Below are 23995 nucleotides of genomic sequence, written 5' to 3'. Positions count from 1 at the left end.
TCTGGCGACAAAAACTTACCGTTTCAGTGATTTACGCGTTGTGCTATGACATATATACTCGTGCATCGGCTATCAGCAACCAGATGGAATACATGTACCAACCTGCCGCACTCTTTATCGGCCTTCGCTACATGCGCGGGCGCGCAGCTGACCGCTTCGGTCGTTTCGTCTCCTGGCTTTCAACCATTGGCATTACGCTCGGCGTGATGGCGCTGGTGACCGTCCTGTCGGTGATGAACGGCTTTGAACGCGAGCTGCAGAACAACATCCTGGGGCTGATGCCGCAGGCCATTCTTAGCGCCCAGCAGGGCTCAATCAATCCGCAAACGCTGCCGGAAAGCGCCGTGAAGCTGCAGGGCGTCAGCCGGGTCGCGCCGCTGACCACCGGCGACGTGGTGCTGCAAAGCGCGCGCAGCGTCGCGGTTGGGGTAATGCTCGGTATCGACCCGGCGCAAAAAGATCCGCTGACGCCGTACCTCGTTAACGTCAAGCAGAGCGACCTGCAGGCCGGGAAATATAACGTTATTCTCGGCGAGCAACTGGCCGGCCAGCTCGGGGTTAATCGCGGCGACCAGATCCGCGTGATGGTGCCGTCCGCCAGCCAGTTTACGCCGATGGGCCGCGTGCCGAGCCAGCGCCTGTTTAACATTATCGGCACCTTCGCCGCCAGTAGCGAAGTCGACGGCTACCAGATGCTGACCAATATTGACGACGCGTCGCGCCTGATGCGCTACCCGCTGGGGAATATTACCGGCTGGCGCCTGTGGCTCAACCAGCCGCTGCAGGTGGATACGCTCAGCCAGCAAACCCTGCCTGAAGGCACGAAGTGGCAGGACTGGCGCGAGCGCAAGGGCGAGCTGTTCCAGGCCGTGCGGATGGAAAAAAATATGATGGGCCTGCTGCTGAGCCTGATTGTGGCGGTGGCGGCCTTTAATATCATCACCTCGCTTGGGATGATGGTGATGGAAAAGCAGGGCGAGGTGGCGATTCTGCAAACCCTCGGCCTGACGCCGCGGCAGATTATGCTGGTCTTTATGGTGCAGGGCGCCAGCGCCGGTATCGTCGGCGCGCTGCTCGGCGCGCTGCTCGGCGTGCTGCTCGCCAGCCAGCTGAACAATTTGATGCCGATTATCGGCGCGTTTCTTGACGGCGCCGCGCTGCCGGTTGCCATCGAACCGCTGCAGGTGACGATCATTGCGCTGGTGGCGATGGTGCTGGCACTGTTGTCAACGTTGTACCCTTCCTGGCGCGCTGCCGCCACCCAACCCGCTGAGGCTTTACGTTATGAATAAGATCCTGCTGCAATGCGACAACCTGTGCAAACGCTATCAGGAAGGCAACGTGCAAACGGACGTGCTGCACGATGTCAGCTTCAGCATTGAAGAGGGCGAGATGATGGCGATTGTCGGCACCTCCGGTTCCGGCAAAAGTACGCTCCTGCATCTGCTCGGCGGCCTCGATACGCCGACCTCGGGCGACGTTATTTTCTCCGGCCAGCCGATGAGCCAGCTCTCCGCCGCGGCCCGCGCCGACCTGCGCAACCGCGAGCTGGGCTTTATCTATCAGTTCCACCACCTGCTGCCGGATTTTACCGCCCTCGAAAACGTGGCGATGCCGCTGCTGATCGGCAAGCAGAAGGCGGCCGATATCGAACGCCAGGCAAAAGAGATGCTGCGCGCGGTCGGCCTTGAGCACCGCAGCAGCCATCGTCCGTCCGAGCTTTCCGGCGGCGAACGCCAGCGGGTGGCGATTGCCCGCGCGCTGGTCAACAAGCCGCGGCTGGTGCTGGCGGATGAGCCGACCGGTAACCTTGACGCCCGCAACGCCGACAGCATCTTCCAGCTGCTGGGCGAGCTCAATATCGCGCAGCGCACCGCGTTCCTGGTGGTGACCCACGATCTGCAGCTGGCAAAACGGATGAACCGTCAGCTGGAGATGCGTGATGGCCACCTGAACGCGGAACTGACCCTGATGGGGGCCGAGTGATGGCCTCTCCGTTATCCTTATTGATCGCCCTGCGCTTTAGCCGCGGCCGTCGACGCGGCGGCATGGTATCGCTTATTTCGGTGATTTCGACCGTCGGCATTGCGCTGGGCGTGGCGGTGCTGATCGTCGGCCTGAGCGCCATGAACGGCTTCGAGCGCGAGCTCAATAACCGCATTCTGGCGGTGGTTCCCCACGGGGAAATCGAGCCGGTTAAGCAGCCCTGGAGCAACTGGAACGAGGCGCTGGCGAAGGTTGAGAAGGTCAAGGGCATCGTTGCGGCTGCGCCCTATATCAACTTTACCGGGCTGGTGGAGAGCGGCAGCAACATGCGCGCCATTCAGGTCAAGGGCGTCGATCCTCAGCAGGAGAGCCGCCTGAGCTCGCTGCCGACCTTCGTGCAGAACAACGCCTGGGCCGGTTTTAAGCCCGGCGAGCAGCAGATTATTTTAGGCAAGGGCGTCGCCGATGCGCTGCACGTTAAGCAGGGCGACTGGGTATCGATAATGATCCCCAACTCCGACGCCGAGCACCAGCTGCTGCAGCCGAAACGCGTCAGGCTCCACGTCACCGGGATCCTGCAGCTGAGCGGCCAGCTCGATCACAGCTTCGCGATGATCCCGATGCCGGATGCTCAGCAGTATCTGGATATGGGCAGCAGCGTCACCGGGATCGCGATTAAAGTCACCGACGTCTTCCACGCCAACACCCTGGTGCGCGACGCCGGTGAAGTCACCAACAGCTACGTCTATATCAAGAGCTGGATCGGCACCTACGGCTATATGTATCGCGACATCCAGATGATCCGCGCCATTATGTATCTCGCGATGGTGCTGGTTATCGGCGTTGCCTGCTTTAACATCGTCTCCACCCTGGTGATGGCGGTGAAAGATAAAAGCAGCGATATTGCGGTGCTGCGCACGCTCGGCGCGAAAGACGGCCTGATCCGCGCGATTTTCGTATGGTATGGTTTACTTGCCGGTTCGGTCGGAAGCCTGATCGGGGTCGCCATTGGCGTGGTTTGCGCGCTGAAGCTGACGTCGATTATTAACGGCCTTGAATCCCTGATTGGGCATAAATTCCTCTCCGGCGACATCTATTTTATCGACTTCCTGCCGTCTGAACTGCACTGGCTGGACGTCATTTACGTGCTGGTGACGGCACTGTTGCTGAGTTTGCTGGCCAGCTGGTATCCCGCCCGCCGCGCCAGCCGCATTGACCCGGCGAGGGTGCTGAGTGGCCAGTAATTTATCGTCATGACCCGCTAATGTGCTTCATTTTTCAAGGTGAAGCGCAGGGTTAGAAAGAGGAATTGCTGAAATGTATTACGGATTTGACATTGGCGGCAGCAAGATTGCGTTAGGCGTATTTAACAAGGAGCGGCGGCTGCAGTGGGAAAAGCGCGTCGCCACTCCGCAAGAGAGTTATGAAGATTTTCTCCAGGCGGTAGAAGCGCTGGTGCTTGAGGCGGACGCCCGCTTTGATTGCCAGGGTTCGGTAGGGATAGGTATCCCGGGAATGCCGGAAACCGCGGACGGCACGCTGTACGCCGCCAACGTGCCTGCCGCCAGCGGTAAACCGCTGCGCGCCGACCTCAGCGCCCGGCTGGGGCGTGAAGTGCGTCTCGATAACGACGCCAACTGTTTTGCGCTCTCGGAGGCCTGGGACGACGAGTTTACCCGCTATCCGCTGGTGATGGGGCTGATCCTCGGCACCGGCGTAGGCGGCGGCCTGATCCTTAACGGCAAATCGATTACCGGACATAGCTATATCACCGGCGAATTTGGCCATATCCGCCTGCCGGTGGATGCGCTGGAGGTGGTGGGGCGTGACTTTCCGCTGACCCGCTGCGGCTGCGGCCAGCTGGGCTGCATCGAAAACTATCTTTCCGGCCGCGGCTTTGCCTGGCTGTACGAACACTTTTACCAACAATCCCTCACCTCACCAGAAATCGTTGCGCAGTGGCAGCAGGGCGATGAAAAAGCGCGCGCCCACGTCGAGCGCTATCTTGACCTGCTGGCGGTGTGTCTGGGTAATATTTTAACCATCGTTGACCCGGATCTGCTGGTAGTTGGCGGAGGATTGTCTAACTTTACTGCAATAAGCGAAGGGCTGGCGCAGCGCCTGCCGCGTCACTTACTTCCCGTTGCCCGGGTGCCTCGGATTGAGCGGGCGCGCCACGGCGATGCGGGAGGAATGCGCGGTGCGGCCTTCCTTCATTTGACTGATTAATCACAGAGGTAGCTATGTTGTCGCGCCGCTTACATCGATTGAGCCGTTTTCGCCGCAATAAACGACGCCTGCGCGAGCGACTGCGTCAGCGAATTTTCTTTAAAGAGGATAAGGTGGCTCCGGAAACGATGGAAAAACCCAGGGTAGTGGTGCTCACCGGCGCAGGCATTTCCGCCGAGTCGGGGATTAAAACCTTCCGCGCGGCCGACGGCCTGTGGGAAGAACATCGGGTGGAAGACGTGGCGACGCCGGAAGGCTTTGCCCGCGATCCCGCGCTGGTGCAGGCGTTTTACAACGCCCGCCGTCGTCAGCTGCAGGGGCAGGATATCGCCCCTAACGCCGCGCATCTGGCGCTGGCGCGGCTGGAAGAGGTGCTGGGGGATCGTTTTGTGCTGGTGACGCAGAATATCGACAACCTGCACGAGCGTGCCGGCAACCGCCGGGTTATCCACATGCATGGCGAGCTGCTGAAGGTGCGCTGTTCGTGGAGCGGACAGGTACTGGAGTGGACCGGGGACGTCACCGTGGACGACAAGTGCCACTGCTGTCAGTTCCCGGCGCCGCTGCGCCCGCACGTGGTCTGGTTTGGCGAGATGCCGCTGGGAATGGACGACATTTACAGCGCGCTGGCCGATGCCGATATTTTCATCGCCATCGGCACTTCCGGGCACGTCTATCCGGCGGCGGGCTTCGTTCACGAGGCTCGCCTGCAGGGAGCGCATACGGTTGAGCTCAACCTGGAGCCGAGCCAGGTGGGCAGCGAGTTTGCCGAAAAACGCTATGGCCTCGCAAGCCAGGTGGTGCCGGAGTTTATCGACCAGCTGCTCAAAGATCTCTGATCGCGCGGCGCGGATCTCGGGGCCGGAGGGCGTTAGCGGGTAGCGCCCTCCGGCGTATTGCCGGTCGGCGCTCCCGGCATTATCGTCTGAGGTTGTGGAATTGATGCGATGATGTGACAGGGAAAGCAGTATTGCGTGCTCTTTTATGACATCTTCTTACATTCTTGCAACAGAAAGGGAGTGTAAGCATGCGCACAGAGTATTTTGACTACCTGATCCTCGGGGATGAACATCACGGCGAGATCTACAGCGGCGTTAAAACCCACCGTCTTGAAGTTCGTTCGAAATACCCGCTGGCGAATCATGCCCATTCCCCTGCCGAAGAAGCCCCCGGCACCCAGCCGCGAACGGTGAATTACAACGTCCACGAATATCCAGCCCAGGATGGCCGCTTCTATATGGTGGCGACGAACTATCCGCTGAGCGATTTTGACGTGGAAGATGCGCTGATTAAATCGCGAGCGCATCCCGTGCGCGCCTGATCTCTGGCCGCGAAACCGAATCCAGAAAATTTGCATAACCCCTAAGGCGCCCGTATCGGCGCTTTTTTTTGCCCAAAAAGCGCGCCGACGCCGCGGAGAACCAGCCATGCACCCATCGATGATGTATCAGGATTTAACCACCGGAACGTTAATCAATCACGCGGCGCGCTACCATGCCGATAGCGAAATCGTCTCCGTGTCCACGCGCGGGGAGACGGAGTACAGCAGCTGGGGAGCGGTGGCGGATAACGCGCGCCGCCTGGCGTCCGCCGTCGATCGGCTGGGCATCCCCGCCGGCGCCCGCTGCGCTACCCTCGCGTGGAATAATCGCCGTCATCTGGAAGTCTATTTCGCCATCGGCTCGGGAGGCCGGGTTACCCATACCCTCAACCCGCGGCTGTCGATTGAGCACCTGACGTTTATCATCAACGACGCCGAGGACCAGGTGCTGTTTTTTGACGCCACCTTCCTGCCGCTGCTGCGCCAGCTACGCCCCCATCTGCCCACCGTGCGCTACTTTGTCCTGATGGAAGCCCGCAGCGAAGAGGCGCTCAGCGAGCTCGATTCGCTGCTGTTTTACGATGAGCTGCTGGCCTCAGGGGATCCCGGCTACGACTGGCCGGGGCTGAGCGAAACCACCCCCGCGTCGCTGTGCTACACCTCGGGCACCACCGGGAAACCCAAAGGGGTGCTCAATACCCATCGTTCGCTGGTGCTGCACGCGCTGAGCGGCAATCAGCCCGATGCCGCCGGGATCTCCGCCTGCGACTCCCTGCTGCCGGTGGTGCCGATGTTTCACGTCAACGCCTGGGGTACGCCGTTTATCGCCGCAATGGTCGGGGCGCGTCTGGTGCTGCCGGGGCCGCATCTTGACGGCGAGAGCCTGCTGCGGCTGCTGAGCGCCGAGCGGGTCAGCGTGGCCTTTGGCGTGCCGGTGATTTGGGCCGGACTGCTGGCGGCGCTGCGTAAATCGGATATCCGCTTGCCCTGTTTTAAACGCTCGTTCGTCGGCGGTTCCGCGCTGCCTCCCTCGATGGCGGAGGCGTTTCGCCGCGACTACGGTATCGAGCTGATCCACGCCTGGGGGATGACCGAAACGTCGCCCATCGGCACCATCAATACGCCGCTGGGTAAGCATCAGGCGCTGACGGAGGCGCAGCGTCAGCGGGTGGCCGAGGGGCAGGGAAGGGCCATCTTTGGCATCGATCTGCGGGTGGTGGACGTCGACGGAGAGCCGCTGCCCGCTGATGGCGAAAGCCGCGGATATCTGCAGGTCCGCGGGCACTGGGTGGTGGCCAGCTACTTTGGCCGCAGCGAAACGGCGCTCACCGACGACGGCTGGTTTGATACCGGCGATATCGGCACCGTCGATGCGAACGGCTATCTGAAGATTCAGGATCGGGCCAAAGATATCATCAAGTCCGGCGGGGAGTGGATCTCAACGGTGGAACTGGAAAATATTGCCCTTGCCCACCCGGCTATCCGCAGCGCGGCGGCGATTGCCGCGCAGCATCCGCGCTGGGACGAGCGTCCGGTGCTGCTGTGCGTCAGGGCGGAAGGGGGAGAGGTCGAGGAGCAGGCGCTGCTGGCGTGGTACCAGCAGCGGGTGCCGAAATGGCAGGTACCGGACCGCATCGTTTTCATTGATGCCCTGCCGGTGAGCGCCACCGGCAAGGTCCTGAAGAATCAGCTGCGGGCCGAATTCGGCCAGATACTGATGCGCGAGCCGCGGGACTAACGACCGGCCTTAAGTTTTTGATAATACTCTTCGTACAGGGTGCTGGCGCTGCCGACGTCGTTCTGCCATTCGCCTTTCTGGATCGTTTCCGCATCCGGGTAGAGCGACTTATCGTTAGCAACGCTCGGGCTGAGCATCCGGCGCGCGGCGAGGTTCGGCGTCGGATAGCCGATGGTCTCGGCAACCTGTTTGGCGACGTCCGGGCGCAGCAGGAAGTTGATAAGCTTCAGCGCGCCGTCGACGTTTTTGGCGTTGGCCGGAATCGACAGGCTATCCATCCAGAAGATGCCGCCTTCTTTCGGCCACACCACCTCCAGCGGCGTCCCGGCCTGGCGAGCGACGAACGCCGAGCCGTTCCATACCATACCGAGATTCACTTCCCCTTCCATATACGGGTTCGCCGGGTTATCGGAATTGAACGCCGCGACGTTTGGCATCAGCTTTTGCAGTTCGCTATACGCGGCGGCAATCTCTTTGGGATCGGTGGTGTTGCCGGAGTAGCCCAGCTTGCGCAGCGCAATCTGGAACACTTCCCGGGCGTCATCGGTCAGCAGCAGGCTGCTTTTGTACTCGGGCTTCCACAGGTCGGCCCAGCTGGTCACGGTTTTAGGGTCGATGGCGTCGCTGTTGACGCCGATCGCCGTTGCGCCCCAGATATAGGGAATGGAGTAGTCGTTATTCGGGTCGAACGGCTTATTCAGCATCTGCGGATCGAGGTTGCTGAAATTGGTCAGCTTGCTCTTATCGATCTTCTGCAGCATGCCCTCTTTGCGCATCTTATCGACGAAATAGGTCGACGGCACCACCAGGTCGTAGGCGCCATCTTTATAGGTTTTGAGCTTGGCGTACATGGTTTCATTCGACTCGTAGGTCGAATAGATAACCTTGATCCCGGTCTCTTTGGTGAACTGTTCCAGCAGCCCCGGCGGCACGTATTCGGTCCAGTTATAGAAATAGAGCGTTTTGCTATCGTCCGCGTGCGCGGCGCTCATCCCGACTGCCAGAGCACCCGCCGCGAGCAGGTGGCGTGACCATTTTTTCATTTAACGTCCCCTGGTTTAAGCCTGTTCAGCAGGCTATGGTAGTTGCCGGTCCGGGAAAAGGCCCGAACCGGCTGCAGTAATCAGGCCCGTTTGGGCGAGCCTTTGGTGCCGTCGCGGGCAATGAGCTGGCTGGCGACAACCATCACCAGCGACAGAACCAGCAGGATGGTTGCCAGCGCGTTCACCTCCGGTGATACGCCCACTTTGACCATCGAGTAGATCTTCAGCGGCAGTATTTCGTAGCCCGGTCCGGTGACGAACGATGACACCACGACGTCATCCATCGATAGCGTAAAGCTCAGCAGCCATCCCGCCGCCACCGCCGGCAGCGCCAGCGGCAGGATAATCTTACGCAAAATGGTCAGCTCGCTGGCGCCGAGATCCTTCGCGGCTTCCAGCATCCGCACGTCGAAACCCTTGAGCCGCGAAAACACCGTCACCACCACGAAGGGCAGGCAGAAGGTGATATGCGAGAACAGCAGCGACCAGAAGCCCAGCTGGATGCCAATCAGCATAAACAGCACCAGCAGGGAGATCGCCATCACGATATCCGGCGACATCATCACCACAAACAGCATTCCGCTGACGAACGGCTTACCGCGAAAGCGGTAGCGGTAGAGCGCGACGGCGGTCAGCGAACCGATCAGGGTGGCAAAGGTCGCCGACAGCACCGCCATGGTGAGCGAGTGCTGTGCGGCCTGCAGCAGGCTGTCGTTGTTCATCAGCAGGCTATACCAATTGGTGGTAAACCCCTGCCAGCTGATGCCGAAGCGCGAACTGTTAAACGAGTTAACGATCAGAATAATAATGGGAATGTAGAGGTACGCGTAAATGGCGGTCATAAAACCGCCGCGCAGCAGTCGACCGATCATTCCAGCTCCACCTTGTTGTTAAGCAGCCTTGCCGCGCGCCAGTAAATCAGCAGCATCAGGCCCATCACGAGGGTTAACGTAATGCTGGTGGCCGCGCCGAACGGCCAGTCGCGAATATTGAGGAACTGGCTCTTAATGACGTTGCCGATCAGCAGGTTTTTCGCGCCGCCCATCAGGTCGGAGACGTAGAACAGCCCCATCGCCGGCAGCATCACCAGCAGACAGCCGGCGATAATCCCCGGCATGGTCAGCGGGATGATAATGCGGATAAAGGTTTGCAGCCTGCTGGCGCCGAGGTCCTTCGCCGCTTCCAGCAGTGGGCGATCCAGCTTCTCAATGCTGGAGTAGAGCGGCATCACCATAAACGGCAGCAGAATGTAGACCAGGCCGATGATCACCGCCGACGGGGTGTACATGATGCGCAGAGGCGTTTCAATAACCCCCAGCCACAGCAGAAACTCGTTGAGGTAGCCCTTGGTGCTGAGAAAGATTTTCAGCCCGTAGATGCGGATCAGCGAGTTGGTCCAGAACGGGACGATCAGCAGAAACAGCAGCAGCGGACGGACCTTTTCCGGCAGCCTGGCGAGAAACCAGGCAAAGGGGTAGCCGAGCAGCAGGCAGGCGAGCGTCGCCATCAGCGCCATATTCAGCGAGTGCAGCAGCACGGCGTAATAGAGCGGATCCAGCAGGCGCGCATAGTTATCCAGCGTAAAGACCAATTTGACGAAGTTAGCGTCGTCGCGGGTCAAAAAGCTGGTGCCGATAATCATCAGGTTGGGCAGGAAAACAAACAGCACCAGCCAGCCGACGATGGTGGCAATCACCACGCTTTGGAATTTACTGGTGTTCTTCATTAGCCAGTACAACCTCCCAGCTCTCGACCCAGTTGATGGCCATTTTCTGGTCAAGCGGGTGGTCAAAGTCGGGATCGTCCTCGTTAAAGAATTCGCTGACCAGCACCATTTTGCCGTTTTCCAGTTCGACCACCGATTCGAGGGTCATGCCTTTGTAATTGCGCTCGCGGATGTAGCCTATCAGGCCATCGGCTTCGCTGGCGTCGTGAACCTCATCGACGCGCAGATCCTCAGGGCGCAGCATGACGTTCAGCGACTGCCCCTGCTCAACGGCAAAGTTAACGTAGATATTGCATTCGCGGCCCTCAACGCAGGCGCGGACGCGCTGCTCGTCGAGGCGCTCAATCACCGTTGCGCTAAAGATATTGATCTCGCCGATAAAGCTGGCAACAAACAGGTTCTTCGGCTCTTCGTAAATTTCGCGCGGGGTGCCGTCCTGCTCAATTTTGCCATCGCGCATCACCACGATGCGATCGGACATCGTCAGCGCCTCTTCCTGATCGTGGGTGACGAAGACGAAGGTGATGCCGAGCTTGCGCTGGAGGGCTTTGAGCTCGTTTTGCATCTGCTTGCGCAGCTTGTAGTCCAGCGCCGAGAGGGATTCATCGAGCAGCAGCAGGCGCGGCTTGTTGACCACCGCTCTGGCAATAGCTACGCGCTGCTGCTGGCCGCCGGAGAGCTGGTGCGGCTTGCGCTGGGCAAACTCCTCCAGCTGCACCATGCGCAGGGCGTCGACGACGCGGGGCGCTATCTGCGCCGCCGGCGTTTTTTGCATCCGCAGGCCGAAGGCGACGTTTTCGAACACCGTCATATGCGGGAACAGGGCGTAGCTTTGAAAGACGGTATTGACGTGACGGTTTTCCGCCGGAACGTGGGTGATATCGTGGTCTTCGAGATGAATGTGTCCGCTATCGACATTTTCCAGCCCGGCAATAAGGCGGAGAACGGTTGTTTTACCGCAGCCAGAAGGGCCAAGCAGAGTGAGAAACTCACCGTTATTGATGGTCAGATTCAGATCGGCGATAACCGTTTTGCCATCAAAGCTTTTACCAATTCCCGCCAGCTGAACCAGCGGAGAACGTGAACGCGGTTGTATATTCAATTTTTGACTCTGTCCCGTGTAGACGCAGCGGAAGGCTTACCGATGCGGGGTTTGTGGTTAACCACCTTTGGGGCTGCACATAATTAATAAGGGCAAGCATTCTACGGCAAAGGTTACCGATCGCCAATCCTTGTCGCCTGCAGATAGCTTACCTTTACAACATTACGCGAGTTAATGTATTAAATTCCTGTTTGCCGGGTTAAAAATGACCTGACGCAATATTTGTCTTTTCGGGCTTATCAATAATGTTGTCACAAAAGATGAGGGTGGCCACATGGATAAATTGCTTGAGCGTTTTTTACAGTACGTTTCTTTAGACACGCAGTCGAAGGCCGGCGTGCGTCAGGTTCCGAGCACGGAAGGGCAGTGGAAGTTGTTGCGCCTGCTGCAGGCGCAGCTGGAAGAAATGGGGCTGGTTAACGTGACGCTAAGCGAGAAAGGGACGGTGATGGGGACCCTGGCTGCGAACGTGGCGGGGGATATTCCGCCCATCGGCTTTATCTCCCACGTCGATACCGCGCCTGACTTCAGCGGCAAGCACGTCAGCCCGCAAATTGTCGAAAACTACCGCGGCGGCGATATCGCCCTCGGCATCGGCGACGAGGTGCTCTCGCCGGTGATGTTCCCGGTGCTGCATCAGCTGCTGGGGCAAACGCTGATCACCACCGATGGCAAAACGCTGCTCGGGGCGGACGATAAGGCCGGTATTGCCGAGATTATGACCGCGCTGGCGACGCTGAAGGCGAAAAATATTCCCCACGGCGATATCCGCGTGGCGTTTACCCCCGACGAAGAGGTGGGGAAAGGGGCGAAGCACTTCGACGTTGCCGCCTTTGACGCGCGCTGGGCCTACACCGTTGACGGCGGCGGCGTCGGCGAGCTGGAGTTTGAAAACTTCAACGCCGCCTCGGTGACCATTAAAATCGTCGGCAATAACGTTCACCCCGGCACCGCCAAAGGGGTGATGGTTAACGCCCTGTCGCTGGCGGCAAGAATTCATGCTGAAGTCCCGGCCGATGAGGCGCCGGAAACCACCGAAGGCTATGAAGGCTTTTACCACCTGTCGACTATCAAGGGCAGCGTTGACCGCGCCGAGATGCACTACATTATCCGCGATTTTGACCGCAAGCAGTTTGAAGCCCGCAAGCGCAGGATGATGGAGATCGCCAAAAAGGTCGGCAAAGGGCTGCATCCGGACTGCTATATCGAGCTGGTGATTGAAGACAGCTACTACAACATGCATGAAAAGGTGATGGCGCATCCGCACGTCGTGGAGATTGCCCGCCAGGCGATGGTCGATTGCCATATCGAACCGGAAATGAAGCCCATTCGCGGCGGCACCGACGGGGCGCAGCTCTCTTTTATGGGCCTGCCCTGCCCGAATCTGTTTACCGGCGGCTATAACTACCACGGCAAGCACGAGTTCGTGACGCTGGAAGGGATGGAGAAGGCGGTACAGGTTATCGTGCGGATAGCCGAGCTGACGGCAAAGCGGGGCGCGCAGTAGCGCCCGGCTAAACCGGGCTGCCGGCAGCGCGCTCGGAGCCCGTAGCCCGGCCCGCAGGCCGGGAAAGATAGCTTAGTCTTCGAAGAACCAGTAGCCGCTGTTGACCAGCGCCGCCAGCATCGCGAGGAACGACGGATCTTCCAGCGCATCGCCGAAGTGCTCCGCGTTGAGCGCCAGGTGCATGGCCAGCGCGTCCAGCGCCGGACGATGCGGGGAGTTAATCCTCTCGCCGTTGACGAACACTTCGCCGTCAATGCGCACCACGCGCAGCCCGCCGAGCCTCACCAGCCTGTCGCCCTGCTGCAGCGCGTCGTAAATTTCATCCGGCTGATACGGCGGCTCCGCAGGGGCCACGTCCAGCTCGTGACGGGACTGGGTAATAAACTCGCCATACCACTGTTTGAAATGCTCGGGCTGGTTAATCAGCTCCAGCATCATCTCGCGCAGGCGATCCAGCTCGACGGGTAAAATATCCGCCGGATGGTCGCGCGCCGGCACGTCAGGATCGGCGTAGCGCTGGCTGCCGAGCTCGCGCTGCAGAATATAGTCGGCAAAGCCGCTGAACAGCTCGCGGGCGTTCGGCGCGCGGTAGCCCACGGAATAGTTCAGCGAGTTTTCCAGCGAATAGCCTTCGTGCGGGAATCCCGGCGGAATATAAAGGATATCGCCCGGCTCCATCTCTTCATCGATGATCGCCTCGAATGGGTCAACCTGCAGCAGATCCGGATGCGGGCAGTGCTGCTTCATCGGCACCTTGTCGCCCACGCGCCAGCGCCGGCGTCCGGTCCCCTGAATAATAAACACGTCGTACTGATCGAGATGCGGGCCTACGCCGCCGCCGGGCACCGAGAAGGAGATCATCAGATCGTCGATACGCCAGTCCGGCAGGGCGCGGAACGGGTGCATCAGCGCTGCCGTCGGCTCGTGCCAGTTGTTGACCGCCTGCACCAGCAGCGACCAGTTGTTCTCGCTCAGGTGATCGTAGCTTTCGAACGGGCCGTGGCTGACCTGCCATTTTCCGTCCTGATGGCTAACCAGGCGGCTATCGACTTCGTTTTCCATCGCCAGTCCGGCCAGCTCATCCGGGCTAATGGGATCGACGAAATTGGCAAAGCCCCGCTTTAGTACCACCGGGCGTTTTTGCCAGTAGCGTTCGATAAAGTCAGGCCAGTTAAGCGTTAATTGATAATCCATTTTTATATTCCACAGCAGGTGTCTGTTTGGGATTATACACGCCATCCCTCAAACTGCCTCTTTGTTGGCAGCGTTTGTTCGTCTGGTCACAGAGATCCGCGACGCCCGCAGGACGCAGGCGTCATTGGGGGAGAAGGGCGGTTAGCCTTCGCTCTCGTCGGGCAGCTGGCGGCCGAAAATCACCTCCATACAGGCGCCGCCGAGCAGGCTGTCGCCGGTAAGAATATCGCCATCGTACTGCTCGACGATATCGCGGGCGACGGCGAGGCCTACGCCCTGGCCGGGACGCAGCGTATCGGCGCGCTGGCCGCGATCGAACACCACGCTCCGCTGGCCGTGCGGGATCCCCGGGCCGTCGTCTTCGACCAGAATATGCAGGTAGTTATCGTTCGCCTGGCGGACGGAGACTTCAACAAACTCCAGGCAGTATTTACAGGCGTTATCCAGCACGTTGCCCATCACCTCCATAAAGTCGTTCTGTTCGCCGACGAAGCTAATTTCGGGCGAGATATCGAGGGTGATGTTGACCCCTTTACGCTGATAGACCTTATTCAGCGCCGAGGTAAGGCTATCGAGCAGCGGGGCAATGGGATGCAGCTCGCGGCTGAGCAGAGTTCCGCCGCTGCGCATGCTGGCGCGGTGCAGGTAGTAGCCAATCTGCTGCGAGATGCGGCTGATCTGTTCCAGCATCACCGGCTCCGCGGCGTTGACGTCAATCTTTTCGCTGCGCAGCGAGCGCAGGGTGCTCTGCATCACCGCCAGCGGCGTTTTCAGGCTGTGGGTCAGATCGGTCAGCGTCGTGCGGTACTTGTCGTAGCGCTCGCGCTCGCTTTTCAGCAGGCGGTTCAGGTTGCTGACCAGCCGCGTCAGCTCCCGGGTGGTATTCGGGTTGAGCATTTCGCGATGGTGCTCTTCCAGCTCGCGGACCTCTTTCGCCAGCGATTCGATGGGCCGCAGGCTCCACCACGCGGCGACCCACAGCAGCGGGATGACCAGCAGCAGGTTGGCGGCCAGGACATAGATAAACCAGCTCCACACCATATAGGAGCGTTTGAGCTCCACCGGGATGGTGTCGACCACCACGATGCTCAGCTGCGGCATCTTGTCGGTCGCCGGATATAGATTGATAGCCACCGAGTGGGTCATCTCGGAGCCATCGTCCTGCTGGCGCAGCGCGTCCAGCTCCTCCTGCACCTCATGATTATTACTCAGCAGCTTGCTGGTGCTGTCGACGTCGGATTCAATTTCGTGGAAGCCGTTGCTCTTCAGCCACTCCGGCTGAATGCGTTTGGTCAGCCACGGGACGTCGTGCTGGGTCCACAGCAGCTTGCCGTTAGCGTCGTAGATAAGGGTGACCGTCGGGCTCTGCATATTGAGATTTTCGGGGATATCAACGTCGATGCGGTTGTTTTCCCACTTCGCCAGCATATAGAACAAATTGCTTTCGCCGCGCAGCAGACGGAAGGTGGTTTTATCGAAGCTGACGCTGTAGCCGACCAGCGCGACCATGCCGTAGGCCAGCGAGAGCACCAGCACCACGGCCGCCGTCGCCAGCAGAAAGCGGACGCGCAGGGAAAGCGGCAAGATATGCCGCAGCGGACCCTTCATCCGCGCAGTTCGAACAGATAGCCCTGGCCGCGCACCGTGGTAATCACGTCATGCGGATGCTGAGCCTGGATTTTTTTGCGCAGACGTCCCATCAGCACGTCGATGGTGTGGCTTTCGCGCAGCTCGGCGTCAGGATAGAGCTGCAGCATCAGAGAATCTTTGCTGACCACTTTGCCGCGGTTGCGGATCAGCGTTTCCATAATGGTGTACTCAAACGCCGTCAGCTTAATCGGCTGCTCGTTGACCGACAGCTCGCGCCGCGACAGGTCGACCTGGAAAGGCGGCAGGGAAATAACCTGCGACGCCAGGCCGCTGTTGCGGCGCAGCAGGGCCTGCATGCGGGCGGCGACCTCTTCGATATGAAAGGGCTTGGTGACGTAGTCGTCCGCGCCGGCGCTCAGCACCTCGACCTTATCCTGCCAGCCTTCGCGGGCGGTGAGCACCAGCACCGGCACCGACACCTCGTGGCTGCGCCAGCGGCGGATCAGCGACAGGCCGTCTTCATCCGGCAGGCCGAGGTCGACAAGGGCGATATCCGGCACGTGTTCGCCGAGATAGTAGTCGGCCTCTTTTGCATCTTCCGCCGCATCGACCTGGTGGCCTAACTCCTGAAGCTGAACTTTCAGGTGATGGCGCAGTAAAGCGTTATCTTCAACCACGAGTACGCGCATGCCGCTTCTCCATATTCATTATTTGATTTGAATAGTTTAGCGCTAATTATACACGTTGAATATAAACGGCTGTTAAATAACGAATTTCAATTGCTTTTCCGCGTGCTTTCTCGCTGGGCCGCTATTTTCGCAGCAGGTCATTGATAAGCGGGCGGAATATTTAAACGCGCGGCGCCGGCCGCTATCCGTCCGCCTGCACCTTGCGGACCTCGGTCGCCGAAGGCAACAGCGGGGCGCCGTCTTCGGCCGTCGGCGCCATGGGCGGAACCGCCTGCAGCGTGCGTTTATCGATCAGGACGGAATGTGGCTCGCCGCTGGCGAAAAGATAGCGCTCCCCCCACTGACGCAGCGCGACCACGAGGGGAAACAGGCGCTCTCCCTTTTCCGTCAGGACATACTCCTGATAAGCGGTGCCGTCCGAGGCAGGCTGGGTTCTGAGGATGCCGGCGGCAACCAGCTTTTGCAGGCGGTCGGAGAGAATATTGCGCGCCATTCCCAGGCTGCGCTGAAAGTCGCTAAACCGGCTCATGCCATCAAAGGCGTCGCGCACGATCAGCAGCGACCAGCGGTCGCCGATAATATCCACGCTGCGGGCAACGGGGCAGGTTTCGTTTTTCATCATGTTGTGCGGCGCGAAGCGCGCTCCTCGGCGTGGTGCAGTGTGGTTGCATTTTAAAACTACATGCTCTAGCCTTCAAGTGGTTTTATTTTGAAACCAGACTACTGAGGCAGAGAATCATGAAGGCATCTATTGCATCCCTGACACCCGCCGACCCGGCCGCGGCTATGCCCGCAGGCCTGGTCTGGCTGTTCGCTATCGCCAGCGGCCTGAGCGTCGCAAACGTCTATTACGCCCAGCCGCTGCTCGATGCCCTGGGGCGGGAGTTTGCTATCAGCGACGCCTCCGTCGGCGGCGTGGTAACGGCGACCCAGATCGGCTGCGCGCTGGCGCTATTGCTGCTGGTGCCGCTTGGCGATCGGCTCAATCGCCGTCGGCTGATGGGCGCGCAGCTGATCCTGCTGATCGCCGCGCTGGCGGCGGTCAGCGCCGCAACGTCGGCGCTTATGCTGCTGGTCAGCATGCTGGCGGTGGGCCTGCTGGGCACCGCGATGACGCAGGGGCTGATAGCCTATGCCGCCAGCGCCGCCGGGACGCACGAGCAGGGGCGGGTGGTCGGTGCCGCCCAGAGCGGGGTGTTTATCGGCCTGCTGCTGGCGCGGGTATTCTCCGGCGGCATCAGCGACCTCGTCGGCTGGCGCGGGGTCTATCTCTTCGCCGCGCTGCTGATGCTGGCTATTGCCCTGCCGCTCTGGCGACGGCTGCCGGCGCTGGCGGCGGCAAGGAGTCCGCTGAGCTATCCCCAGCTGCTGGCATCGATGCTAACGCTGCTGCGTCAGGAGAAGATACTCCAGGTTCGCGGCGTGCTGGCGCTGCTGATGTTTGCCGCCTTCAATATCTTCTGGTGCGCGCTGGTGCTGCCGCTGAGCGCGCCGCCCTATAGCTACTCCCATACCGCTATCGGTGCCCTGGGGCTGGTGGGGGTTATCGGGGCGCTGGCCGCCGGACGTGCGGGGAAATGGGCCGACAGGGGCTACGGACAGCGCACCAGCGCCGCGGCGCTGGCGATCCTGCTGCTCGCCTGGTGGCCGCTGTCGCTGATGGCGTGGTCGCCGGTGGCGCTGCTTCTCGGGATCGTGCTGCTGGATCTGGGCGGCCAGGCGCTGCACGTGACCAATCAGAGTATGATTTTTCGCACCCGGCCAGAAGCCCACTCCCGGCTGGTGGGCCTCTATATGCTGTTTTATGCCGCCGGCAGCGGCCTGGGCGCCGCCGCTACGACGGCGGTATACGCCGCCGCCGGATGGCAGGGGGTGTGCCTGCTGGGGTCTGCCGTCAGCCTGCTGGCGCTCATGTTCTGGTTTGCGACCCGCCGCGCTTAGACGGTTGGGATGGTGCCGCCGTCAATAACGTACTCGGCGCCGGTGATGGCGCTGGCGCGCTCGGAGGCCAGGAAGGCGATCAGATTGGCTATCTCATCTGGCCGGCACGGCCGGCCGAGAGGAATGCCGCCGAGGGCGTCCATGATGATCTTTTGTCCGCCGGCGTAGTCAGTACCCGCCTGCGCCGCCAGCCGGTTGGCTAAGCCGACGGCGGCTTCGGTTTCAATCCAGCCGGGGGATACGCTAAGCACGCGCACGCCTGCCGGCGAAACCTCTTTGGACAGGCTTTTGCTGTACACCGATAGCGCGGCCTTGGCGGCGGCGTAGGCGGTGGTCGCTTCCGGCAGCGGCAGGGTCCGCTGAATGGACGAGACGTGGATGATCACCCCGGACCGCTTTTCGAGCATCTCAGGCAGCAGGAGCCGATCGAGGCGCACCGCCGGAAACAGATTAAGCGCCAGCTCCCGCTGCCACTGCGCGTCGTCGAGGGCGGCAAACCCGCCTGCCGGCGCGGAAGATCCCCCCAGCATATGCACGATAATATCGACGCCTCCCAGCTGCTCCTGTACCCCCTTTGCCAGCAGGGCGCAGCCCGCCTCGTCGCTCAGATCGGCTTTGACAAAGAGCGCCTCTGAGGGGACGGCGGGAGGATGGCGGGCGCAGGTGAGCACCCGCGCGCCGAGCTGGCTGAACAGCGCGACGGTGGCGGCGCCGGCACCTTTGGTTCCGGAGGTGATCAGAACGCGTTTGCCGCTGAAGGTCAGAAAGTCAGCCATTATTTAATCTCCAGGCGGGCGATGCGCGCATCCGCCAGCTGAAAGCGGTAGTCGAGCACCACCGGGCTGCCGGGGAAATTACCGCTCACCCTGGCGCGTACCGTAACGATATCGTCCTGGCTCTGGGCTTCGAAGGGCTCGGCAACGAACTGATATTGCGCTCTTGCCGCGATCCGCCACGCCTGAATGGCCTGACGTCCGCTGTAGGTATGACCCTCATCGCGGACCACGGCGTCGGCGGTGAACGCTTCGGCAATCGAATCTTCATCGTGGGCGGTGAAAAAAAGCTGGACGGCTGCGGGTATATTCATCGGTAAACTCCGGTAATTAAATGACCCACTTACTGTAAGAACTCTTTATAATTTAAACAATTGGGCCCAGCCGGGATGCCACAATGAAGGAATCGGGATAATGTCGCGTATTGCGCTCACTGATTTAGATGCTGTGATGGCGATTGCTCGCCGGGGGACGTTTCGGGCGGCGGCCGTTGAGCTCGGGGTCTCCACGACCGCGCTGAGCCATGCCGTTGCCAAATTTGAGGCCAGCCTCGGCGTGCGGCTATTTAATCGCACCTCGCGCAGCGTGGCGTTGACCGATGCCGGGCAGCTGTTCATCGCGCGCATGGGTCCTTCGCTGCAGGGCGTTCATGACGCGCTGACGGAGGTGCGTTCGCGGCGGGAGACCCCGTCGGGCGTACTGCGGATAAACGCGCCGCCGTTTGCCGGGCGCGCGATTCTGACGCCGCTGGTGCTGGAGTTTCTGCGGCGCTACCCGGAGATGCACGTCGATCTGGTGACGGAGGGGCGGCTGGTAGATATCGTCGCCGAGGGTTTTGATATCGGGGTACGCGTCGCGCATTTGATCCCCAATGACATGATCGCGCTCTCCCTCGGGCAGCCGCAGCGCTATGCGGTGGTCGCCTCCCCGGGCTATCTGGCCAACCGCGAGACGCCGCGCGAGCCGGCGGATCTGCAAAATCATCCGTGCATTCGCGTGCGGCTGCCGGACGGCTCTCTCTATCGCTGGCATCTGGAAAAGCAGGGGGAGGTGGTCCATCCGCAGATCGATGGCCCGCTGACGCTGGACGAGGCCTCGCTGGCCCGCGCTGCGGTGCTTGAAAACGTCGGGATCGGCTTTTTTCTGGAGCAAAACGTGATGGATGACATTGTCGCCGGGCGGCTGGTTCGGCTGCTGTCGGACTGGACGCCGCCGTTTCCGGGGCTCTGTCTTTACTATCCGGGAAGGCGCAATCCGTCTGCCGGACTGGCCGCTTTTCTGGCGCTGGCGCGCGAGGTGGCAAAACCCTCTTCCCCTGCGGGAAGAGGGTAGCGGGGCTTACTTCAGCTCGTCAACCATGGTGGTCGCGCGGCCGATATAGTTGGCCGGCGTCATGGCCTTGAGGCGCACTTTTTCGTCTTCCGGCAGCGGCAGGCTGTCGATGAACTGCTGCATGCCTTCGGCGTCCACGCGCTTGCCGCGGGTCAGCTCTTTCAGCTTTTCGTACGGCTTCTCGATCCCGTAGCGGCGCATCACGGTCTGAATCGGCTCGGCCAGCACTTCCCAGTTGTGATCCAGCTCGTCGAGCAGGCGATCGCCGTTGAGCTCCAACTTGCTGATGCCTTTCAGAGTGGACTGATAGGCGATCAGGGAGTAGCCGATACCGACGCCGAGGTTACGCAGGACGGTGGAGTCGGTCAGGTCGCGCTGCCAGCGGGAGACCGGCAGCTTGCTTGCCAGGTGCTGCATCATGGCGTTAGCCAGGCCGAGGTTGCCTTCGGAGTTTTCGAAGTCGATTGGGTTGACCTTGTGCGGCATGGTGGAAGAGCCGATTTCGCCGGCGATGGTTTTCTGCTTGAAGTGGTTGAGCGCGATGTAGCCCCACACGTCGCGATCGAAATCGATCAGGATGGTGTTGAAGCGGGCCATGCAGTCGAACAGCTCGGCGATATAGTCGTGCGGCTCGATCTGCGTGGTGTACGGGTTCCACTGAATACCCAGGGAGGTGACAAACTCTTCGCTGAACTGGTGCCAGTCAACTTCCGGATAGGCGACAATGTGGGCGTTATAGTTGCCGACCGCGCCGTTAATTTTGCCGAGGATTTCGACCTGGTTCAGCTGACGGTACTGACGCTCCATGCGGTAAGCGACGTTAGCCATCTCTTTACCCATGGTGGACGGCGTCGCCGGCTGGCCGTGAGTACGGGAGAGCAGCGGCACGTCGCGGTACTGCGTTGCGAGATTTTTTACCGCGTCAATCATCTGGCGCCAGTAGGGCAGGATCACTTCGTCGCGGGCGGTTTTCAGCATCAGCGCGTGGGACAGGTTGTTGATGTCCTCGGAGGTGCAGGCGAAGTGAATAAATTCGGAAACCGCGTGCAGCTCGGCAACGTCGGCCACTTTTTCCTTGAGGAAATACTCTACCGCCTTCACGTCGTGGTTAGTGGTGCGCTCGATGGTTTTGATACGCTGCGCATCTTCTACGCTGAAATCAGCAACGATTTTATCAAGGAAACCGATTGCGTCAGCAGCAAAAGCAGGAACTTCCTTGATCGCTGCGTGCGCGGCTAGTTTTTGCAGCCAGCGTACTTCTACCTGAACACGGAACTTCAGCAAACCGAATTCGCTGAAGATACCGCGCAGCGCGCTGACTTTATCGCCGTAGCGTCCATCGACAGGGGAAACGGCGGTCAGTGAGGATAATTCCATAGATCATAACTCCGGGGTTAAATGAGCAAGAATTTGTTTTGCCTGGTTAACCAGACGATTACGAGAAAACATGAGCTGCAGACGTCCGCCGCCAACCTGGTTCCACAGCACCGCCGCGCGGATGCCGGCCAGCAGCGAGGCGCGAACCTTCGCCTGCACCTGCGGGCTTTGCAGCACGGCGGGAGAACCGGTGACCTGGATGCGCGGCCCCAGCGGGCTGATAACGTCTACGTAGATGCCCGCCATGGCGCTGAGCAGGGTTTCAGACTGCAGATCGAAATGTTCCAGCTGGCGGTGCAGGCCGGCGATGCGGTTGCCAAGGGTATCCATGGCGCCCTTGCCTGCCGCAAGCTTACGTTCAAGCACCATCATGCTTAAGGTGTAGCGGGTCAGTTCGGCGTTCAGCCCCTGACGGCTGCCGGTGTTGAGGACGGCGAGCAGGGTTTCAAGCCCGAGGCGAAGATTGGCTTCACTGCCACCGAACACCGCCAGGGTTGAATCCGGGTTGAGGTCGATGATGCTGTTCAGCGAGACGTGCAGGGCGTCGCTATCGCAATGCCCCTGGTGCGCCAGCTGCTGAACCAGACGGGCTGCCTGGCAAACGCCAGCCAGCGCCAGCGTGATGTCATAGTAATTCTTCGCCACACGTGCTCCTTGTAAGCCGCCGGTAGCGGATTCAGCTATCGGCGGTAAAAACTGTCTGTCAGGCCTGCAGCGGCAGGCGCTGTTCGATTACGCCGCCGCCGAGGCACACTTCACCGCTGTAGAAGACCGCCGACTGGCCCGGCGTCACCGCCGCAACCGGCTCATCAAAGATGACTTCGATGCGCTCGTCGTCCAGCGCCTTCACGGTGCAGGGGATATCGGTCTGGCGGTAGCGGGTTTTCACCGTGCAGCGCAGGGTGCCTTGCACCGGCTGGCGATCGACCCAGTGCAGCTGCTGGGCAATCAGCCCTACCGACATCAGGCGCGGGTGATCGTGACCCTGAGCGACGACCAGAATATTATTCTCGACGTCTTTATCGACGACGTACCACGGATCTTCGCTGCCCTCTTTGGTCCCGCCGATGCCGAGGCCCTTGCGCTGACCAAGAGTATGGTACATCAGACCCTGATGCTCGCCGATCTCCTCGCCGTCCACGGTGAGGATTTTACCCGGCTGAGCGGGCAGGTAGCGGCCAAGGAATTCGCGGAACTTGCGTTCGCCGATAAAGCAGATGCCGGTCGAGTCTTTTTTCTTCGCGGTGATGAGGTCCAGCTCTTCGGCGATTTTACGTACCTGCGGCTTTTCCAGTTCGCCCACCGGGAACAGGCTCTGGGCGATCTGTTCGTGGCCGAGGGTGTAGAGGAAGTAGCTCTGGTCTTTGTTACCGTCGAGCCCGCGCAGCAGCTGGCTTTTGCCGTTAACGTCGGCGCGGCGCACGTAGTGGCCGGTGGCGATATAGTCGGCGCCAAGGTCTTCTGCCGCGAACTCGAGGAAGGCTTTAAATTTGATCTCTTTGTTGCACAGAATATCCGGGTTCGGCGTGCGTCCGGCTTTATATTCAGCCAGGAACAGTTCAAACACGTTGTCCCAGTATTCGGCGGCAAAGTTTACGGTATGAAGCTCAATGCCGAGCTTATCGCAGACCGCCTGCGCGTCAGCGAGATCGGCGGCGGCCGTGCAGTATTCCTCACCATCGTCTTCTTCCCAGTTCTTCATGAACAGGCCTTCGACCTTGTAGCCTTGCTGGATCAGCAGCCAGGCGGAAACCGAGGAGTCGACGCCGCCGGACATGCCGACGATCACTTTTTTTGGATTTTCTGACATTGGAATACTCACCACATTGAACTTCAAGGCGGCATATTCTAGCACGCAGTCGCGGCTCAGGCACCCCCTCAAGGGGGCATACTTTGCGTGCCGCTGCGCTGACCGGCCTTATCTCTGCGGGGATAGCGCGCGTGCGCGCCAAAAGTGCCGCCGCGTCCCGCCAGCACCGGCTCCGGTTTTGCGTGTTAAAACGGCCAGTTAAAGGCGCCGATCAGCGACAGCGGGTGGCGCGGATCGCCCTGATAGCTGCGGATACTTTCCGCCACCAGCTGAGAGCGCAGGTTGGGCGCGTTGAGTATCTCCTCGGCGCTGAGCCACAGGCAGCGGTCGATATCGCTGTCGTGCGGTTCGGTAGCGCAGGGTTCGTCAAGCTCGATGGCGAACAGAAAGCGCAGAAACGACGTGCGGTCCGGGGCGATCCACTGATGCATGCGGATAAAGTGCTGCGGGGTGGCGCGGATCCCGGTCTCTTCCCACAGCTCGCGTTCGGCCGCCTGCACCAGGGTTTCATCCGCCTCGAGATGACCGGCCGGCTGGTTCCACAGCGCTTTGCCGTTGATGGTCTCTTCTACGATCAGAAATTTATCTTTAGCGTGCACGATGCAGGCTACGGTGACGTGCGGCTTGAACATAGGCA

At 60.4% G+C, this 23995-nt stretch carries 24 protein-coding genes; 10 read left to right on the top strand and 14 right to left on the bottom strand.

From position 1 onward, the window contains the following. Positions 1-92 precede the first annotated feature (92 nt). The 7 genes from lolC (at position 93) to MMW58_RS17675 (ending at position 7274) form a co-directional block, all read left to right on the top strand. Positions 93-1292 carry a lipoprotein-releasing ABC transporter permease subunit LolC gene (lolC, locus tag MMW58_RS17705; protein ID WP_241721747.1) on the top strand — a complete coding sequence of 400 codons (1200 nt, stop codon included), beginning with the start codon at positions 93-95 and terminating at the stop codon, positions 1290-1292. After that, positions 1285-1986, top strand: coding sequence for a lipoprotein-releasing ABC transporter ATP-binding protein LolD (gene lolD, locus MMW58_RS17700; protein ID WP_041144989.1), 702 nt, complete (start codon positions 1285-1287; stop codon positions 1984-1986). Before lolC ends, lolD begins: the two co-directional genes overlap by 8 nt. Beyond that, positions 1986-3230, top strand: a complete 1245-nt coding sequence (gene lolE, locus MMW58_RS17695; protein ID WP_076945223.1) for a lipoprotein-releasing ABC transporter permease subunit LolE — start codon at positions 1986-1988, stop codon at positions 3228-3230. The genes lolD and lolE overlap by 1 nt, the downstream gene beginning before the upstream one ends. Before the next feature lie 73 nt (positions 3231-3303). Then, positions 3304-4215, top strand: coding sequence for an N-acetylglucosamine kinase (nagK, locus tag MMW58_RS17690; protein ID WP_133597505.1), 912 nt, complete (start codon positions 3304-3306; stop codon positions 4213-4215). A 14-nt stretch (positions 4216-4229) separates the two neighbouring features. Next, positions 4230-5054 (top strand): Sir2 family NAD+-dependent deacetylase, encoded by an 825-nt coding sequence (gene cobB / locus MMW58_RS17685; protein WP_241721746.1) that lies wholly within the window; start codon positions 4230-4232, stop codon positions 5052-5054. A 188-nt stretch (positions 5055-5242) separates the two neighbouring features. Beyond that, positions 5243-5536, top strand: coding sequence for a hypothetical protein (locus MMW58_RS17680; RefSeq protein ID WP_045854863.1), 294 nt, complete (start codon positions 5243-5245; stop codon positions 5534-5536). Positions 5537-5642: 106 nt separating this feature from the next. Next, on the top strand, positions 5643-7274 hold the full coding sequence (locus tag MMW58_RS17675) for a long-chain fatty acid--CoA ligase (protein ID WP_241721745.1): 1632 nt from the start codon (positions 5643-5645) through the stop codon (positions 7272-7274). On the opposite strand, the gene potD is transcribed toward MMW58_RS17675, so the two are convergent. The 4 genes from potD to potA all read right to left on the bottom strand — a co-directional run bounded on the left by potD (position 7271) and on the right by potA (position 11145). Further along, positions 7271-8317, bottom strand: coding sequence for a spermidine/putrescine ABC transporter substrate-binding protein PotD (gene potD, locus MMW58_RS17670; RefSeq protein WP_133597512.1), 1047 nt, complete (start codon positions 8315-8317; stop codon positions 7271-7273). The genes MMW58_RS17675 and potD overlap by 4 nt on opposite strands. Before the next feature lie 80 nt (positions 8318-8397). Continuing rightward, entirely contained in the window at positions 8398-9189 is a 792-nt protein-coding gene (gene potC, locus MMW58_RS17665; protein ID WP_133597514.1) for a spermidine/putrescine ABC transporter permease PotC, read from the bottom strand. Then, positions 9186-10043: a spermidine/putrescine ABC transporter permease PotB gene (gene potB / locus MMW58_RS17660; RefSeq protein ID WP_133597516.1), complete on the bottom strand. Its 858-nt coding sequence runs from the start codon at positions 10041-10043 to the stop codon at positions 9186-9188. Before potB ends, potC begins: the two co-directional genes overlap by 4 nt. Further along, the gene (gene potA, locus MMW58_RS17655) at positions 10027-11145 is read right to left on the bottom strand and encodes a spermidine/putrescine ABC transporter ATP-binding protein PotA (protein ID WP_133597518.1); all 1119 of its coding nucleotides are present in this window, start codon (positions 11143-11145) and stop codon (positions 10027-10029) included. The genes potB and potA overlap by 17 nt, the downstream gene beginning before the upstream one ends. Before the next feature lie 274 nt (positions 11146-11419). Between potA and pepT the strand changes: the two genes are divergently transcribed. Next, the gene (gene pepT / locus MMW58_RS17650) at positions 11420-12652 is read left to right on the top strand and encodes a peptidase T (protein WP_133597520.1); all 1233 of its coding nucleotides are present in this window, start codon (positions 11420-11422) and stop codon (positions 12650-12652) included. A 72-nt stretch (positions 12653-12724) separates the two neighbouring features. Here the strand turns inward: pepT and MMW58_RS17645 are convergent, their stop codons facing one another. The 4 genes from MMW58_RS17645 to MMW58_RS17630 all read right to left on the bottom strand — a co-directional run bounded on the left by MMW58_RS17645 (position 12725) and on the right by MMW58_RS17630 (position 16747). After that, positions 12725-13846, bottom strand: coding sequence for a ribosomal protein uL16 3-hydroxylase (locus MMW58_RS17645; protein WP_133597522.1), 1122 nt, complete (start codon positions 13844-13846; stop codon positions 12725-12727). Positions 13847-13987: 141 nt separating this feature from the next. Continuing rightward, positions 13988-15454, bottom strand: a complete 1467-nt coding sequence (gene phoQ / locus MMW58_RS17640; protein WP_045854871.1) for a two-component system sensor histidine kinase PhoQ — start codon at positions 15452-15454, stop codon at positions 13988-13990. Beyond that, positions 15451-16125 (bottom strand): two-component system response regulator PhoP, encoded by a 675-nt coding sequence (gene phoP / locus MMW58_RS17635; RefSeq protein ID WP_132510955.1) that lies wholly within the window; start codon positions 16123-16125, stop codon positions 15451-15453. Before phoP ends, phoQ begins: the two co-directional genes overlap by 4 nt. A gap of 181 nt (positions 16126-16306) precedes the next feature. Then, positions 16307-16747 carry a winged helix-turn-helix transcriptional regulator gene (locus MMW58_RS17630; RefSeq protein WP_133597526.1) on the bottom strand — a complete coding sequence of 147 codons (441 nt, stop codon included), beginning with the start codon at positions 16745-16747 and terminating at the stop codon, positions 16307-16309. A 116-nt stretch (positions 16748-16863) separates the two neighbouring features. Here MMW58_RS17630 and MMW58_RS17625 point away from each other — a divergent pair, with 116 nt between their 5' ends. After that, positions 16864-18066: an MFS transporter gene (locus MMW58_RS17625; RefSeq protein ID WP_159236427.1), complete on the top strand. Its 1203-nt coding sequence runs from the start codon at positions 16864-16866 to the stop codon at positions 18064-18066. On the opposite strand, the gene MMW58_RS17620 is transcribed toward MMW58_RS17625, so the two are convergent. Next, the gene (locus MMW58_RS17620; RefSeq protein WP_241721744.1) at positions 18063-18842 is read right to left on the bottom strand and encodes an SDR family oxidoreductase; all 780 of its coding nucleotides are present in this window, start codon (positions 18840-18842) and stop codon (positions 18063-18065) included. The genes MMW58_RS17625 and MMW58_RS17620 overlap by 4 nt on opposite strands. After that, on the bottom strand, positions 18842-19153 hold the full coding sequence (locus MMW58_RS17615; protein ID WP_133597531.1) for a nuclear transport factor 2 family protein: 312 nt from the start codon (positions 19151-19153) through the stop codon (positions 18842-18844). The genes MMW58_RS17620 and MMW58_RS17615 overlap by 1 nt, the downstream gene beginning before the upstream one ends. 100 nt (positions 19154-19253) lie before the next feature. Between MMW58_RS17615 and MMW58_RS17610 the strand changes: the two genes are divergently transcribed. After that, positions 19254-20171 (top strand): LysR family transcriptional regulator, encoded by a 918-nt coding sequence (locus MMW58_RS17610; RefSeq protein WP_241721743.1) that lies wholly within the window; start codon positions 19254-19256, stop codon positions 20169-20171. A gap of 6 nt (positions 20172-20177) precedes the next feature. Here the strand turns inward: MMW58_RS17610 and purB are convergent, their stop codons facing one another. The 4 genes from purB to MMW58_RS17590 form a co-directional block, all read right to left on the bottom strand. After that, positions 20178-21548 (bottom strand): adenylosuccinate lyase, encoded by a 1371-nt coding sequence (purB, locus tag MMW58_RS17605; RefSeq protein WP_041145012.1) that lies wholly within the window; start codon positions 21546-21548, stop codon positions 20178-20180. A gap of 3 nt (positions 21549-21551) precedes the next feature. Continuing rightward, positions 21552-22193, bottom strand: a complete 642-nt coding sequence (gene hflD, locus MMW58_RS17600; RefSeq protein WP_133597533.1) for a high frequency lysogenization protein HflD — start codon at positions 22191-22193, stop codon at positions 21552-21554. Between the two features lie 58 nt (positions 22194-22251). Then, complete coding sequence (mnmA, locus tag MMW58_RS17595; protein ID WP_139339378.1) at positions 22252-23358, bottom strand: tRNA 2-thiouridine(34) synthase MnmA; 1107 nt, start codon at positions 23356-23358, stop codon at positions 22252-22254. Positions 23359-23543: 185 nt separating this feature from the next. Further along, positions 23544-23990 (bottom strand): NUDIX hydrolase, encoded by a 447-nt coding sequence (locus tag MMW58_RS17590; protein ID WP_241721742.1) that lies wholly within the window; start codon positions 23988-23990, stop codon positions 23544-23546. Positions 23991-23995 lie beyond the last annotated feature (5 nt).

The sequence above is a fragment of the Klebsiella sp. HC6 genome (assembly GCF_022605325.1).
GTDB lineage: Bacteria > Pseudomonadota > Gammaproteobacteria > Enterobacterales > Enterobacteriaceae > Klebsiella > Klebsiella terrigena.
Note: the sequence above shows the minus strand (reverse complement) of the source record. Positions and strands in the feature narration are given on the sequence as shown.

Excerpts from the sequence above, each read along its gene's own strand:
- lolC (WP_241721747.1), top strand. The coding sequence starts at position 93 with ATGTACCAACCTGCCGCACTCTTTATCGGCCTTCGCTACATGCGCGGG.
- phoP (WP_132510955.1), bottom strand. The coding sequence starts at position 16,125 with ATGCGCGTACTCGTGGTTGAAGATAACGCTTTACTGCGCCATCACCTG.
- mnmA (WP_139339378.1), bottom strand. The coding sequence starts at position 23,358 with ATGTCAGAAAATCCAAAAAAAGTGATCGTCGGCATGTCCGGCGGCGTC.
- cobB (WP_241721746.1), top strand. The coding sequence starts at position 4,230 with ATGTTGTCGCGCCGCTTACATCGATTGAGCCGTTTTCGCCGCAATAAA.
- MMW58_RS17620 (WP_241721744.1), bottom strand. The coding sequence starts at position 18,842 with ATGGCTGACTTTCTGACCTTCAGCGGCAAACGCGTTCTGATCACCTCC.
- potC (WP_133597514.1), bottom strand. The coding sequence starts at position 9,189 with ATGATCGGTCGACTGCTGCGCGGCGGTTTTATGACCGCCATTTACGCG.
- potD (WP_133597512.1), bottom strand. The coding sequence starts at position 8,317 with ATGAAAAAATGGTCACGCCACCTGCTCGCGGCGGGTGCTCTGGCAGTC.
- MMW58_RS17630 (WP_133597526.1), bottom strand. The coding sequence starts at position 16,747 with ATGATGAAAAACGAAACCTGCCCCGTTGCCCGCAGCGTGGATATTATC.
- pepT (WP_133597520.1), top strand. The coding sequence starts at position 11,420 with ATGGATAAATTGCTTGAGCGTTTTTTACAGTACGTTTCTTTAGACACG.
- MMW58_RS17590 (WP_241721742.1), bottom strand. The coding sequence starts at position 23,990 with ATGTTCAAGCCGCACGTCACCGTAGCCTGCATCGTGCACGCTAAAGAT.
- phoQ (WP_045854871.1), bottom strand. The coding sequence starts at position 15,454 with ATGAAGGGTCCGCTGCGGCATATCTTGCCGCTTTCCCTGCGCGTCCGC.
- purB (WP_041145012.1), bottom strand. The coding sequence starts at position 21,548 with ATGGAATTATCCTCACTGACCGCCGTTTCCCCTGTCGATGGACGCTAC.
- lolD (WP_041144989.1), top strand. The coding sequence starts at position 1,285 with ATGAATAAGATCCTGCTGCAATGCGACAACCTGTGCAAACGCTATCAG.
- potB (WP_133597516.1), bottom strand. The coding sequence starts at position 10,043 with ATGAAGAACACCAGTAAATTCCAAAGCGTGGTGATTGCCACCATCGTC.
- MMW58_RS17610 (WP_241721743.1), top strand. The coding sequence starts at position 19,254 with ATGTCGCGTATTGCGCTCACTGATTTAGATGCTGTGATGGCGATTGCT.
- MMW58_RS17675 (WP_241721745.1), top strand. The coding sequence starts at position 5,643 with ATGCACCCATCGATGATGTATCAGGATTTAACCACCGGAACGTTAATC.
- lolE (WP_076945223.1), top strand. The coding sequence starts at position 1,986 with ATGGCCTCTCCGTTATCCTTATTGATCGCCCTGCGCTTTAGCCGCGGC.
- MMW58_RS17615 (WP_133597531.1), bottom strand. The coding sequence starts at position 19,153 with ATGAATATACCCGCAGCCGTCCAGCTTTTTTTCACCGCCCACGATGAA.
- MMW58_RS17645 (WP_133597522.1), bottom strand. The coding sequence starts at position 13,846 with ATGGATTATCAATTAACGCTTAACTGGCCTGACTTTATCGAACGCTAC.
- MMW58_RS17625 (WP_159236427.1), top strand. The coding sequence starts at position 16,864 with ATGAAGGCATCTATTGCATCCCTGACACCCGCCGACCCGGCCGCGGCT.
- MMW58_RS17680 (WP_045854863.1), top strand. The coding sequence starts at position 5,243 with ATGCGCACAGAGTATTTTGACTACCTGATCCTCGGGGATGAACATCAC.
- nagK (WP_133597505.1), top strand. The coding sequence starts at position 3,304 with ATGTATTACGGATTTGACATTGGCGGCAGCAAGATTGCGTTAGGCGTA.